Source organism: Microbacterium sp., from assembly GCF_030149085.1.
In the GTDB taxonomy this organism is placed as follows: Bacteria; Actinomycetota; Actinomycetes; order Actinomycetales; family Microbacteriaceae; genus Microbacterium.
In genome coordinates this window covers 1-12,359 of record NZ_JASBSF010000129.1, presented here as the reverse complement: position 1 = coordinate 12,359, position 12,359 = coordinate 1, and the positions used below count along the sequence as shown (strand labels likewise).

Annotated in this window: 15 protein-coding genes; 8 read left to right on the top strand and 7 right to left on the bottom strand. The window is 66.9% G+C overall.

Features of this window, described 5'->3' with window-relative positions; translation table 11 throughout:
- Together Q1V87_RS05395 and Q1V87_RS05390 are read left to right on the top strand one after the other, a co-directional pair.
- Positions 1-707 (top strand): AraC family transcriptional regulator (locus Q1V87_RS05395; RefSeq protein ID WP_300591168.1); only part of this gene is annotated, 707 nt, incomplete at its 5' end.
- Positions 708-933: 226 nt separating this feature from the next.
- On the top strand, positions 934-2,535 hold the full coding sequence (locus Q1V87_RS05390; protein ID WP_300591166.1) for an ABC-F family ATP-binding cassette domain-containing protein: 1,602 nt from the start codon (positions 934-936) through the stop codon (positions 2,533-2,535).
- Between the two features lie 19 nt (positions 2,536-2,554).
- Here Q1V87_RS05390 and Q1V87_RS05385 read toward each other — a convergent pair whose 3' ends face one another.
- Positions 2,555-3,421 (bottom strand): AraC family transcriptional regulator, encoded by an 867-nt coding sequence (locus tag Q1V87_RS05385; protein ID WP_300591164.1) that lies wholly within the window; start codon positions 3,419-3,421, stop codon positions 2,555-2,557.
- A 74-nt stretch (positions 3,422-3,495) separates the two neighbouring features.
- Positions 3,496-3,636, bottom strand: a complete 141-nt coding sequence (locus Q1V87_RS05380) for a hypothetical protein (protein WP_300591162.1) — start codon at positions 3,634-3,636, stop codon at positions 3,496-3,498.
- A gap of 92 nt (positions 3,637-3,728) precedes the next feature.
- Between Q1V87_RS05380 and Q1V87_RS05375 the strand changes: the two genes are divergently transcribed.
- Positions 3,729-4,382 (top strand): hypothetical protein, encoded by a 654-nt coding sequence (locus Q1V87_RS05375; protein ID WP_300591161.1) that lies wholly within the window; start codon positions 3,729-3,731, stop codon positions 4,380-4,382.
- On the opposite strand, the gene Q1V87_RS05370 is transcribed toward Q1V87_RS05375, so the two are convergent.
- Positions 4,365-4,736, bottom strand: a complete 372-nt coding sequence (locus Q1V87_RS05370; protein WP_300591160.1) for a MerR family transcriptional regulator — start codon at positions 4,734-4,736, stop codon at positions 4,365-4,367. The genes Q1V87_RS05375 and Q1V87_RS05370 overlap by 18 nt on opposite strands.
- Positions 4,737-4,817: 81 nt before the next feature.
- Between Q1V87_RS05370 and Q1V87_RS05365 the strand changes: the two genes are divergently transcribed.
- Positions 4,818-5,684 carry an alpha/beta hydrolase gene (locus tag Q1V87_RS05365; RefSeq protein ID WP_300591159.1) on the top strand — a complete coding sequence of 289 codons (867 nt, stop codon included), beginning with the start codon at positions 4,818-4,820 and terminating at the stop codon, positions 5,682-5,684.
- A gap of 7 nt (positions 5,685-5,691) precedes the next feature.
- Here Q1V87_RS05365 and Q1V87_RS05360 read toward each other — a convergent pair whose 3' ends face one another.
- Together Q1V87_RS05360 and Q1V87_RS05355 are read right to left on the bottom strand one after the other, a co-directional pair.
- Positions 5,692-6,186: a GNAT family N-acetyltransferase gene (locus Q1V87_RS05360; RefSeq protein WP_300591158.1), complete on the bottom strand. Its 495-nt coding sequence runs from the start codon at positions 6,184-6,186 to the stop codon at positions 5,692-5,694.
- 17 nt (positions 6,187-6,203) lie between these two features.
- The gene (locus Q1V87_RS05355; RefSeq protein WP_300591157.1) at positions 6,204-7,520 is read right to left on the bottom strand and encodes an FAD-dependent oxidoreductase; all 1,317 of its coding nucleotides are present in this window, start codon (positions 7,518-7,520) and stop codon (positions 6,204-6,206) included.
- A gap of 86 nt (positions 7,521-7,606) precedes the next feature.
- Here Q1V87_RS05355 and Q1V87_RS05350 point away from each other — a divergent pair, with 86 nt between their 5' ends.
- Positions 7,607-7,957, top strand: coding sequence for a metalloregulator ArsR/SmtB family transcription factor (locus Q1V87_RS05350; protein WP_300591156.1), 351 nt, complete (start codon positions 7,607-7,609; stop codon positions 7,955-7,957).
- Here Q1V87_RS05350 and Q1V87_RS05345 read toward each other — a convergent pair.
- Positions 7,954-8,526 carry a TetR/AcrR family transcriptional regulator gene (locus Q1V87_RS05345; RefSeq protein WP_300591155.1) on the bottom strand — a complete coding sequence of 191 codons (573 nt, stop codon included), beginning with the start codon at positions 8,524-8,526 and terminating at the stop codon, positions 7,954-7,956. The two genes, Q1V87_RS05350 and Q1V87_RS05345, sit on opposite strands and share 4 nt — an antisense overlap.
- A 48-nt stretch (positions 8,527-8,574) precedes the next feature.
- Between Q1V87_RS05345 and Q1V87_RS05340 the strand changes: the two genes are divergently transcribed.
- Positions 8,575-9,444 carry an SDR family oxidoreductase gene (locus Q1V87_RS05340; RefSeq protein ID WP_300591153.1) on the top strand — a complete coding sequence of 290 codons (870 nt, stop codon included), beginning with the start codon at positions 8,575-8,577 and terminating at the stop codon, positions 9,442-9,444.
- A gap of 25 nt (positions 9,445-9,469) precedes the next feature.
- Here Q1V87_RS05340 and Q1V87_RS05335 read toward each other — a convergent pair whose 3' ends face one another.
- On the bottom strand, positions 9,470-9,670 hold the full coding sequence (locus Q1V87_RS05335) for a PLDc N-terminal domain-containing protein (RefSeq protein ID WP_292712247.1): 201 nt from the start codon (positions 9,668-9,670) through the stop codon (positions 9,470-9,472).
- 277 nt (positions 9,671-9,947) lie between these two features.
- Between Q1V87_RS05335 and Q1V87_RS05330 the strand changes: the two genes are divergently transcribed.
- Both Q1V87_RS05330 and Q1V87_RS05325 read left to right on the top strand, forming a co-directional pair.
- Positions 9,948-11,198: an MFS transporter gene (locus Q1V87_RS05330; RefSeq protein WP_292712245.1), complete on the top strand. Its 1,251-nt coding sequence runs from the start codon at positions 9,948-9,950 to the stop codon at positions 11,196-11,198.
- 9 nt (positions 11,199-11,207) lie between these two features.
- Positions 11,208-12,239: a family 1 glycosylhydrolase gene (locus Q1V87_RS05325; protein WP_300591151.1), complete on the top strand. Its 1,032-nt coding sequence runs from the start codon at positions 11,208-11,210 to the stop codon at positions 12,237-12,239.
- Positions 12,240-12,359 lie beyond the last annotated feature (120 nt).

The following is a 12,359-nucleotide window of genomic DNA, read 5'->3' as shown; positions in this document are numbered from 1 at the left end:
GACCATCGCCGCAACGCGGCACGACCGAGGACCAAGTGGACGACCGGGATGCGACGCCCGGAACTCAACCCTGCCCTCGACGCGTCACCGCGCCCCGATCATGCCGCCCCGGCACACCCACGGCTCATCGGTGGATCGAGGTTAAGGCACCGATGAGCCTGCTGGGGCTCGATCGGACGTCGTTGTCTGACCTGACTGCGCGGACGCTGTCGTTGCGCACCTCCCCCGCGCTATCCCCGCTTCGCCGGGTCGCCGGATCGCACGTTGCCGGACGGCCGGTGGTCACCGGAGCATCCGAGACCGCGCGCATCTGCCTCGAGCTTCTCGCGGGCGCGTTGCGCAGCGCCGCAGGGAGCCCCGTTCCAGCCCGCTCGCACGAGTCAATACGCGCGGCCGTGCGGATTCGGATTGCGCAGGGCCTGGCCGACCCGCACCTCGACGTGCATGCCGTCGCGACCGCGGAGCGTCTGTCGGCACGGACGGTGCATGCGGTGTTCGCCGAGGTCGATTCGAGCCCTGCCTACGAGATCCGCTCATTGCGGATGCAACGAGCGGAGCGACTCCTCAATGAGACGAACCTACCGATCGCTGAAATCGCGATCAGTTGCGGCTTTGAGGAACCCACGAGCTTCACTCGTGCCTTCCGGAGGTGGTCCGGTGAGACGCCGCGCAGTTACCGCGACAGCGCCCGTTCTCATGACAGATGACGTGTGTGGTGAGGCGAGCAGACTTCCAAGAATCGTTGCTCGTGGCATACTGAGGGCGCACTCCTGCGGCATCCGCTGCTCGTGAGAAGGAGTGAACGGCAAGGAAGAGACATGACAGGTTCGGGCTTCAGCATCCCCTGCTGACCGGACCATCCTGCCCCCTCCGCGGACCCGTGTCAGCGTCCACCCTGACCTCGTCAGGGACCGACACGTTCTGGAGTTCCGCATGCCTGCCCCCAATCCTTCCGTCGTTCTTCACGACCTCACATTCACCTGGCCCGACGGCCACCGCCTTCTCGACGCCGTGTCGGGTTCGTTCCCACCCGGCTCGACGGGTCTTGTCGGCCTCAACGGCGTCGGCAAGTCGACGCTGCTGCGTCTGATCGCCGGCGACCTCACGCCGACATCCGGCACTGTCCAGACGGCGGGCGTCGTCGACTACCTGCCGCAACGGACGGATGCCGAGCCCGGCCATACACTCGTCGATCTCCTCGGCATCCGCTCGATCGTCGACGCGATCGCCGCCGTCGAGCGGGGCGACATCGACCCCGTCCTCTTCGACTCGATCGGCGCGGACTGGGACGTCGAGGAGCGGGCAATTGCCGCTCTGAGCGCGGCTGGCGTCGACATCGACGAGCTCGACCGACCCGTCACGACGATCTCGGGCGGCGAAGCGACAGTCGCCGCGCTCGTCGGCATCCGGATGCGCGGAGCCGACATCGCCCTGCTCGACGAGCCAACCAACAACCTCGACGCCCACGGACGGGCACGGGTCCACGACCTCATCGGCGCGTGGGACGGTCCCGTGATCGTCGTCAGCCACGACCTCGAGTTGCTCGAGCGCATGCAGAACACAGCTGAACTGCGGGCCGGCTCGCTGATGCTCTACGGCGGTCCGTACTCCGAATTTCGAGAGCAGGTTGCACGCGAGCAGGCAGCCGCCGAGCGCGCGTTACGTTCAGCAGAGCACACGGTCCGCGTCGAGAAGCGGCAGCGGATCGCGGCGGCCGAGCGTATCGCGCACAGCGAGCGGCAAGGCAAGAAGGATGCCGCAAACCGCAAGTACATCGGAGCCGTCGTCAACGACCGGCGAAACTCGGCCGAGAAGACCCACGGAAAGCAGCGCGGGCTGCTCGATGATCGGATGCAGGCGGCGCAGCGTTCGCTGCAGGATGCTGAGTCACGCATCCGTGATGACGACCGGGTCAGCATTGACCTCCCCGACCCCGCCGTGCCTCCGGGCAAGCGGATCGCGGAATTCACGGGGAGCGACGGACGAACGATCGTCGTCCAGGGACCAGAGCGCGTCGCGATCACCGGACCGAACGGGGTCGGCAAGACCACGCTGCTCGAGGGGCTGGTTTCCGGCGTGGCTGCCACCCCCGGGCGGGCGGTAGCCATCGCGCACATTCATCGCATCGGCACGCTCTCCCAACGCCTCGACACTCTCGACGACGCGGCATCCGTTATCGAGAACGTGAGCCGAGTCTCGCCGCACACTCCGCGAGCAGAGCTTCGCAACCGGCTCGCGCGACTCCTCGTGCGCGGCGCCATGGTGGATCGGCCCGTCGCGGCGCTCTCGGGCGGCGAGCGGTTCCGGGTCGCCCTCGCGCAGGTGCTCCTCACCGATCCACCGCCTCAACTGATCGTGCTCGATGAGCCAACGAACAACCTCGACCTCCAGACCACGGAGCAGCTCATCGCGGCACTCGGCGCCTACCGCGGCGCGATGATCGTGGTCAGCCACGACCGAGGATTCCTGGATCGCCTCGCGCTGAACGCTGAGGTCGCGTTGGATGCCGCGGGAGTGCTGACCGCGATGCGGTAGGCGCCGAGCAGACGATGCGCTAGCGGCGCGCGATCGGCATCCAGAGCTCGGTCGTAGCCGTGCTGAAGTCGTCGGCGCGATCGAGAACGGCGACGATCGAGGGACCCGGACGCAGCTGCCAGGGGTTGGACGGGAACCAGTCCGACGCGGATGCTGCGTAAGCCTCCTGGAGCGCTGCGGGGTAGGGCCCTGACGTGCGGAAGACAGCCCACTCCCCCGCCTCGACCTCGATCACGTCGAGATCAGCGGGCACCGATGCCGCGGCATCCGTCGCAACGCCGTGGAGGTAGGTGAGTTCGGTTCCTTCCCGGTAATCCGGATCGACGCCGTCACTCACCTGCAGCAAGCCGCTAGGTTCGGTGCTGCTGAGCCCCTTGAGTCGGGCGTGTTCGCTCGCGGGAAGTGCAGCGACGAACTGCTGGATGTGCGGGTTGATTCCTTCGTGGATGAGCGGAACGCGCGTGGCGTGTCCGACGAGACGGAACGCGGGGCGTTCGGCGATGCGCGTGTCCATAGTGGTGTTCCCTTCGACGGTCAGGCGGAGCCTGAGTTTCGGTTGTGTGCGAAGGGGACCACCAGTTACCCGGACCTCGGCGGGTGACGAACCGTGGACCGCGCGAAACGCCCGGCCAAAGGCTTCAGTCGAGCCGTATCCGAACCGCACCGCGATATCGAGGAGCGGGTCGCCCGCGACGACGGCGGCGGCCGCGACCGTCATCCGTCGGCGGCGTATGTATTCCGACAGCGGCATCCCGACCAGCGATGAGAACATCCGCCGCAGGTGGTACTCGGTCACGCCCGACTCCCGCGCGAGCGCCGCGATGTCAATGTCTTGGGACAGGTCGTCGTCGATGACATCGATCAGTCGATTGAGCTCCGCGATCATGGGGCCTCCTTCGACATCCAGCCTGCGAGATCCGAGCCGCGCGTACCCGATCGTTCCGGTCCGGTCGGATCGTCCTACGCGGGTTCCGTCGTGCGTACCAGCCCGCATCTGACGCACGACCAGGCGACGAGGAATCGCTCATCGTCGAGGATCTCGTACCGTAGCCGGTCGCCGCACGTCGGGCAGTCCCACGCCTGCGGCTCGCGACTCGTCACAGCCTCAGCCTAGGCGCCCCAGATCTGCTCCGGCCCGAATACGGGACCTCCGGCCGATACCGTCGCACCCCTCTCCGCGCGACGATAGAGCCATGGATGCCGAGCGCACCGATCGTGCGGATCTCTGGTGGCTTCCGGTCGGTGCCGGCGGAGTGATTGTGGCGCACACGAGCCGGTGGTGGGAGCTGATGTCGGCGTGGCGCGACCACCGCACGCCGCTACAGCTCGTGCACGCAGCGCTCGAGGTTCTCACGGGCGGCGAACGATACGTCATCGAGATGACGCCACAGTGGGGGCAGCCGCGCACGGCATCCGGGGTCGTGGCGACCGGGCCGGTGGGTCTGCCAGCGCTCGGACGATTCCGGATGTTCCGCTATGTCGTTCGCGCCTGGCCGAACGGAGTACTCCCCGATCGGGCGTACGCCGTTGCAGCTCCGACCTCGATCCCGCTAGGCAGGACACAGGCGCAGGGGCTGCTCGACACCCTGCCCGACGTTCCTCTCCACACCTGGGGGCGCGCAGTTCCGCCGAGTACCGACATGTGGAACAGCAATTCGCTCATCGCGTGGGCGCTCCGTCGCGCAGGGGTCGACGCGGGTACGCTCGCTCCGCCCGCAGGTTGCAGGGCACCAGGGTGGGCAGCGGGCCTCGCGGCAGGGACGCGTCAGCGTCGTGGGTGTCGAGAGGTAGCGACGCGCAACCTGCGGCGCACAGCTCACGCGACAGATTCAGCCGCGCGCCACTGACGTTGGAGATCTCCGGCCGCGGGATTCCAGGAACGTCTCGATCTGCTGGCGCGTGTCGCTGAGTTTGGTGATCCGCTGCGTGAGTTCGTCGAGAACCACCTCAAGCTGGTCGGCAAGCGCGTCGTGGGTTGCCGCGGATGCCGGGCCGGCGCATGCGAGGACGGACTGCACGACGTCTCGAGGAAAGTCCATTCCGAACAGCATGTGGATGGTGCGCGCCTGTTCCACGGTCGACTCGTCGTAGTCGCGATACCCGTTGGGCTCACGATGCGCCGAGATCAAGCCTCGCTCCTCGTAGTACCGGAGCGACCTCTGGCTCACGCCGCTGCGCGCGCTCAGTTCACCGATCTTCATCGCCTTGACCTTGACATGATGTCAGACTATAGCGTCGTCCTCGAGGCAAGCGAGAGTCGCTCGCTCGGCGAAGGAATGACAATGCACGCAACGATCACGGTCGGCGCCCGCGCCCGCACGTACACGGTGGTCGGCGACCTCGACGGCCCCGAAGGCCGAGCGCTCGTTCTCGTCTTCCACGGCTCACGCCAGGACGGAGCGACGCACCGCGAGTTCACCGGCCACGTCCTGGACGACCTCGCGCACGATGGCCGCGCGGTCGTCGCGTATCTCGATGGGCACCGGGGCAACTGGAACGATGCGCGAGCCGAGAGCGCCTTCCCCGCGCGCAGAGACCAGGTGGACGACGTCGCGTTCGCGCGGGCACTTGTCGACGAACTCCAGCGCACCCACCACATCGACCGCGGCAGAGTCATCGGTCTCGGCTTCTCCAACGGCGGCCAGATGATCTTCCGACTGCTGCACGAGGCATCCGATCTGCTCGCTGGCGGTGTGATCGTGTCGGCAACGATGCCGGTCCGCGAGTCTTTCCTGAGCGGCTACGCAGAGACCGCCGAGCGCTCCGTGCCGATCACCCTCATTCATGGCACGACGGATCCGATCATCCCGTTCCAGGGCGGTCGGATGCCGTGGTGGGCGCGCAAGGTGTTCAAGGTCGACGGGGTGAGTCTTTCTGCGCCGGCAACCGCCGAGTACTTCGCTAGACGCAATGGCATCAGCGCCACACCCGAGGTCACCGCCCTCCCGCACCGCGGAGCAAAGCGGCGCCCCACCCGCGTCGAACGCGCCACGTACAGCGAGCCGAACAAATCCCCCGTGACCATCTACACGGTCATCGACGGCGGACACACGGTTCCCTCACCGAAGGCCGGGCCCGCGATCGTCGGCCGCACCGCGACCGACATCAGTATCGACGAGGTCGTGAGCGACCTGATCGACCTCATCTGAGTCGGGGTCACGCCACGCCGTTGCGTGTCGAGCGGCGCTCGATCACGACGGTGTCGCGCCACTGGCCGGCATGCGGTCCGAGCTGCGAGCGTGCGATTCGTTCGCGCCGGCCGACGACGCGGAACCCGTACTTCTCGTGGAGGCGCAGGCTCGCGGTGTTCTCGGGGAAGATGCTCGACTGGATTGTCCAGTAGCCGGCGGCGTCGGCATCCGTCACGAATCGACTCAGCAGCGCGCGCCCGACCTCTCGCCCCTGATGCTCGGGCGCCACATAGACCGAGTGCTCGATGACCCCGCGGTAGGCTGCCCGACTCGACACGGGCGAAGCAGCCGCCCAACCGATGACCTCACCCGCGGAGCTGACGGCAACCAAGCGCGGCTCGGGGAGCTTGGCGACGTCGAACTCCGCCCAGCTCGGGGTCGCGACCTCGAACGTGGCTTCGCCTCCAGCGATGCCGTCGGCGAAGATGAGCTCGACTTGTCCCCAGTCCTGCGCGGTCATCGAGCGAACCGTGGCGCTCAACAGCACGATCCGGTGCCCGCGGCATCCGTCGAACACACACCCGTCGCGGGGAGGGTCAGCTGCACCGCGGATGCCGACGCGAGGTCACCCGAGAGCCACGCTGCGATCGAGCGCACCTGCTCGTACCCCGTCGCCAGCAGGAACGTCGGCGCCCGCCCGTACGACTTCATGCCGACGATGAAGAAGCCGCGCTCCGGATGCTGCAGCTCGGCGAATCCGTGCGGAGGCACCGTGCCGCAGGAGTGGATGTTGGGGTCGATGAGGGGCGCGAGCCTGCGGGGCGCCTCCACGACCTCGTCGAGCTCGATACGGATCTCGCGCAGCATCGCCAGGTCGGGGCGGAAGCCGGTGGCGCTGACGACGTGATCAGTTTCGTGCACGGCAGGCGCACCGTCTCGGGTGCCGATCAGTCGCACCCCGCTCTCGGTGCGCTCGGCGCGGGCGATCCGGAAGGAATCGACAAGCTGGATGCGGCCGGATGCAACGAGTTCGTCAGTTCGAGCCCCCAACCGCGCGCGGCCGGGGAGTTCGTCGGCCTCCGATGCCGTGACGCGGGTGGCCGAAGGTGTGCGCAACAGCCAGGTGACGCGGGTGCCGGGCACCTGGTCGGCAAGGTCGGCGAGAGCCAGCAGAGTGTTCGCCGCAGAGTGTCCCGCACCGACCACGGTGGTGTGCCGCCCGGCGAAGAGGTGACGATCCGCACCCGCGACGTCGGGAAGCGCGTGCGAAACCCGGTCGGCGATACTCGCGCCGCCCGGGAGGTCGAGCCCTGAGGAGGCAAGCGGATTGGGGGTCTCGTAGGTTCCTGATGCATCGATCACGGCTCGGGCCCGTAGCTCGACAGTCATCCCCTCGGCATCCTCGATCTGTAGGAGGAACGGGGTGTTCGCGCGTCCCTCCGTGCGGGTGCGATCGATGCCGTCCTTACCCACGGCAGCAACGCGCGTCGACAGTCGAATCCGCGAAGCGAGGGGATCGAGCGTGGCAAGCGGCTCGAGGTACTCGTCGATGAGTTCCTGGCCTGTCGGCATCCGGTCGAGATCAACCGGGTCGGTCCACCCTCCGGCCTCGAGCAGACGCCGCGCCGCGGGGTCTATCAGGTGCCGCCACGACGAGAAGAGCCGGGTGTGGCCCCACCGGCGGATCGAGGAAGCGACCTGCTCCCCCGCCTCGAGTACGACGACGTCGATGCCGCGCTCGAGCAGGTGAGCGGCGGCGGCGAGCCCGACGGGACCTGCACCGATGATGACCACGGGCAGAGTCGCGAGGCGGGCGTCGCTGGTTGGGCGGGCAGTGAGGTCGAGCAGTGTCACGGGAGTCTCCGGTCAACTTAGGCGAGTGTGGAGAGCCAGTATGCGACGCTATATCGATATCTGTCAATATTCACTATTATCGATGTATGACCTCCCTCGACATCCTTCCCCAGGCGGACCCCGCGGCGTGCTGCGCACCTCTCGCGCAGGCTCCGCTCTCTCGCACGGATGCCGAGGAGCTCGCATCCGCACTCAAGGCGCTTGCTGACCCGGCCAGGTTGCAACTTCTATCGATCGTCGCTGCCAGCGAGGACGGAGAAGCATGCGTGTGCGACCTGACCGAACCCGTGGGGCTGGCCCAGCCGACGGTGTCACATCACCTCAAGGTGCTGACGGACGCGGGATTCCTGACACGATCCAAGCGGGGCACCTGGGCGTACTACCGGCTCGTTCCGAGCGCCCTTGAGCGCGTAGCGCAGGTCGTTCGACCGAGCTAAGACGCCTCAGCCAGGTCGGCGAGCATACCCACGAGATCGTCACCACTGACGCCCCACTTCTCGGTGTCGAGTTGCCCGGCACGCTCCATCCCTGCCACACCGAGGGTGCCGCTCAGTAGCAGCGCTCCCATCCCGCGCGCCCGCGAGTCACCCACGACAGCGGCAACGATCGCGAGGAACTCGTCTTGCGAGGCGACAGCCGCGCGTGCCAGTGACTCCGGATCACGCTGCGGCGGCGTAAACATCAGTGCGTGAAGATGCGGCTGACGACGCGCAATGGTGAGCATGGCGGCGAGCGCAGACTCCAGACGCGAACGGGCGGAAAGCTCCTCTCGCGCCCGCAGCTGAGCCAAGTCATCCGCCAGGCGATTCCATCGCTCGATCGCGACAGCTGCCAGCAGCTCCTCCTTGTCGGCGAAGTGACCGTAAGGAGCTCCCCTCGACACCCCGGCACGAGCGCCGACGGCCCGCAGGGTCACGGCATCGACCCCACCCTCGTCCAAGAGTTCGGCGGTGGCCTCTAACAGGGCGCGACGTGTTGCCGCCGCGGACTCGATTCGAGCGATCATCGTCCGATTCTATTTGACAATGTCATCCGAAGTGCTATCGTCGCCCGCATGACACTGTCACATGAAAGTTCACAGCTTGCCGTCGTCAGCGGAGCCTCGACCGGCATGGGGCGGGCAACCGCTGTCGAACTCTCCCGGCGAGGATTCGACGTGCTCGCCGGAGTCAGGCGAGCTTCCGATGGCAAAGCCCTCCGACAGGCTGGCATCGAACCCGTCATCCTCGACATCACCGAACCCGACACGATCGCTGCTCTCCGCGATCGCATCGACTCGCACCACGACGAGCGCCCGCTACGTGTGCTGGTCAATAACGCGGGAATTGCGGCCAACGCACCCGTCGAAGCCCTGCCGCTCGAGGTATGGCGTCGCGTGTTCGAGGTCAACGTGTTCGGGCAGATCGCTCTCACACAAGCGCTCTTACCGGCGCTGCACCGAAGCGGCGGACGCGTCGTGGACATCAGCTCGACGGGCGGACGTATCGCGATGCCGGCGTATGGCGCCTATTCGGGCAGCAAGTTCGCGATCGAAGCCATCAGTGACGCGATGCGGCAAGAGCTCGCGCCTCAGGGCGTCCAGGTCGTCATCGTGGAACCGGGCGGCGTGCGCACGGCGATGGGAGACCGCGGCTCCGCCGTCGCCAGAGACCTCCACTCGCAGATGACCGTCGAACAGCACGACAGGTACGACCGGCTCATGGCAGCGTTCCTCAGCCACTCCGCGACGTTCGCAAGCGAGGGAGTGTCTGCAGAAGAGGCAGCCAAGGTCATCGCGCGAGCCGCAACGGACCGTCGCCCGCGGACCCGTTACACGATCGGGCGCGACGCCGCCCTTCTCACTCGCCTCGCCCGAATCCTCCCCGACCGCATGATGGGCCGGGCGATCGCCCGCACGCTGCGGCCGCATTACCCGAAAGCCTGACTCACCTTGATGCAGGGGCAGGCCCTCAGACCGAGTGGCGCGGCCACCTCCGCGTGAACCACAGCAGAGCCCACACGATCAGCCCGATTCCTGGCACCAGCAGCAGGATCGCCGACCAGATGATCTTCTCGCTTGTCATGAGCTGGTCAGAGCGCACAGTGACGACCAGGGCCCAAATCGACAGGGCATAGATGGCGAGCACCACCAGAAGGATGATGAGATGCACTGAACTGAACACGACGACGCCGATTCCCGATACAAGAGCCCGACAACTCGATTCGCCGCGGGCGCTCGGTCTCCCACCCTACGTCGCTCGCTTCCCCTCGACGAAAGTCGCGCCATTGCTTGCGCGGGTCGAGGCGGATCCCCTATGTTCCTGGTCAAGCGTCCAACTCTCACGCCCGCCATGCCCTCCCCGACCCGACGGCACCAGGAAAGGCATCCGATGTCGGCTAGGCACCACCCCACCGGCTCCATCCCGACGATCGATCTCAACGCTCAGCATGAGTGCTGACACCCCGGCGACCTCGGCGCCTACTCCCGAGATCCTCACCCGCGTAACACCCCGGTGGATCGTAGCCTTCGTGCTGGCCATGGTCGGCGTGGCTGCCGGGTGGTTCGGCCCCTTGCAGATCCTGCTTCCCGCGCAAGCCGCGGCGCTCGAATCGGCCGGAGTGCCCAAGGAGGCGATCCTGGCGGTTGTCACCGGTATCGGCGCCGCAGCTTCAATGGTCGCGAACCCACTCTGGGGCGCAATCTCGGACCGTACTCGGTCACGGTGGGGCAGGCGCCGCCCGATCCTCGTCGTCGGCACGGTGATGGGCTCGCTCGGCATGGTCATCCTTGCCGTGGCCCCCGACCCGGTCTGGATGGCTGTCGGGTGGGTCACTGTGCAGATCGGCCTGAACGGTCCTTTCGCCGCCCTCGCCGCTGTCATCGCCGATCGCGTCCCCGACGCTCAGCGCGGCCTTGTCGGCGCGTTGTTCGGCGTGGCCCAGACGATCGGCGTCGTTCTGGGCACCGCGATCGCCGTGCTCCTGGGCGAAGGAAGTCTCGGCTATGCGGCGCTCGCTCTCGCCGTACCGGCGCTCGTGCTCTCGTTCGCGATCGTCCATCACGAACCGCCCACCACCGATACCGTCACGAGCAGCAGCGGACGGCCGATGCGCACCTTCGTGGCGGGACTTCGCCCGACCGCGCACTTCAGCTGGATGTGGGCCATCCGCTTCCTCATGAATCTCGCCAACGCCCTGGTGCTGCTGTACATGTACTACTACCTGACCGACGGTGTCGGTCTCGTCGACGCCGGTGAATGGGTACTCATCATCACCCTCGTGAACGTGGTGGTAACCGTAGCCGTCGCAAGCGTCTTCGGTCCCCTGTCTGATCGCTGGGGGCGCCGCCTGCCCTTCGTCGCGAGCGCGGCGATCATCGTCGCGGCGGGCTCCCTCCTGCTGGCGTTCTTCCCAGCATTGCCCGTCGTGCTGCTCGCAGCCTCGCTCATCGGCATCGGCTGGGGACTGTACATCGCGGTCGAGCTCGCGATCATCACCTCGACCCTGCGCGCCGACAGCACGTACGCCACGATGCTCGGCCTGTCCAACATCGCCGCATCCCTCCCCCAGGTGCTCGCCCCCGTCGTCGCAGCTCCCATCGTGCTGCTCTGGGGTGGCTACACCGGACTCTACGGAGCAGCCGCGATCGCCTCCCTCCTCGCACTGGCTTGCGTTCCCGCGCTCCGCTCCCGCCCCTGAAAGGACTCCATGCCCAGCTCACTCGTCTTCCCCCCGGGCTTCCGCTTCGGAACCTCGACCTCGGCCTTCCAGATCGAAGGGGCAACGGATGCCGATGGCCGAGGCGTCAGCATCTGGGACGTCTTTGCGGCGGAGCCCGGACGTGTGCTTGGCGGCGACTCCCCTGCCGTGGGGATCGACCATTACCACCGCTACGCCGAAGACGTCGCGCTGCTGGCACAGCTCGGCGTGCAGGACTACCGCTTCTCGTTCGCCTGGCCTCGCATCCTGCCGACCGGTCGCGGCACGGTCGAAAAGCGAGGGCTCGACTTCTACGACCGGCTGATCGACGCGCTGCTCACGGCAGGCATCAACCCCGTGCCCACGCTCTATCACTGGGATCTTCCGCTGGCACTACAAGAAGCCGGTGGGTGGATGGCGCGAGAGACCGCCGAGGCATTCGCTGACTATGCCTCCCTCCTCGGCGAGCACTTCGCCGACCGCGTCACCGATTGGCTCACCCTCAACGAGATGAGCGTCCACACGCTGTACGGCCATGGTCTGAGCGAGCACGCGCCCGGTCTCGGGCTGGAACTTGCCGCACTGCCCGCGGCGCACTACCAATTGCTCGCACACGGCTTGGCTGTGCAGCGCTTGCGGGCTGCCGGGGCACAACGCATCGGCGTGGCCAACCAGCACTTCCCCGTCATCCCCGCCAGCGACGACGACGCCGACCTGATTGCCGCCCACGTCTTCGCCGACCTCACCAACTGGACTTTCGCCGACCCGATTCTGCGCGGCGTCTACCCGAGCGACGAGATCGCGGGAGGCATCCTGCAGCTGACCGGGGTGTCGCCGGAACAGCTGGCAGCCGACCTACGTGTGATCTCCGAACCGCTGGACGTCTACGGGGTGAACTACTACGAGCCGACCCGCATCGGGGCTCCCCAAGCCGATCGGGACTCGTCCGGCGTGCTCGAGGTCGACATCCCCGAGGGGCTGCCGTTTGCCGCCGTGCCCAGCGAGGGTGTGGAGCGCACGGACTTCGGCTCAAGAGTTTGAATATTGGGTTATGCTGTAATGCCGTGCTGCATGAAATGCGCAATATCTTTAATAGCCCTTTTCCCTTCCGGGATAACCGCTGCGAGAAAATGCCAATCATGGTGCATGTTCGGCCATATA

Excerpts from the sequence above, each read along its gene's own strand:
- Q1V87_RS05330 (WP_292712245.1), top strand. The coding sequence starts at position 9,948 with ATGAGTGCTGACACCCCGGCGACCTCGGCGCCTACTCCCGAGATCCTC.
- Q1V87_RS05325 (WP_300591151.1), top strand. The coding sequence starts at position 11,208 with ATGCCCAGCTCACTCGTCTTCCCCCCGGGCTTCCGCTTCGGAACCTCG.
- Q1V87_RS05370 (WP_300591160.1), bottom strand. The coding sequence starts at position 4,736 with ATGAAGATCGGTGAACTGAGCGCGCGCAGCGGCGTGAGCCAGAGGTCG.
- Q1V87_RS05350 (WP_300591156.1), top strand. The coding sequence starts at position 7,607 with ATGACCTCCCTCGACATCCTTCCCCAGGCGGACCCCGCGGCGTGCTGC.
- Q1V87_RS05375 (WP_300591161.1), top strand. The coding sequence starts at position 3,729 with ATGGATGCCGAGCGCACCGATCGTGCGGATCTCTGGTGGCTTCCGGTC.
- Q1V87_RS05385 (WP_300591164.1), bottom strand. The coding sequence starts at position 3,421 with ATGATCGCGGAGCTCAATCGACTGATCGATGTCATCGACGACGACCTG.
- Q1V87_RS05340 (WP_300591153.1), top strand. The coding sequence starts at position 8,575 with ATGACACTGTCACATGAAAGTTCACAGCTTGCCGTCGTCAGCGGAGCC.
- Q1V87_RS05390 (WP_300591166.1), top strand. The coding sequence starts at position 934 with ATGCCTGCCCCCAATCCTTCCGTCGTTCTTCACGACCTCACATTCACC.
- Q1V87_RS05365 (WP_300591159.1), top strand. The coding sequence starts at position 4,818 with ATGCACGCAACGATCACGGTCGGCGCCCGCGCCCGCACGTACACGGTG.
- Q1V87_RS05360 (WP_300591158.1), bottom strand. The coding sequence starts at position 6,186 with ATGACCGCGCAGGACTGGGGACAAGTCGAGCTCATCTTCGCCGACGGC.
- Q1V87_RS05345 (WP_300591155.1), bottom strand. The coding sequence starts at position 8,526 with ATGATCGCTCGAATCGAGTCCGCGGCGGCAACACGTCGCGCCCTGTTA.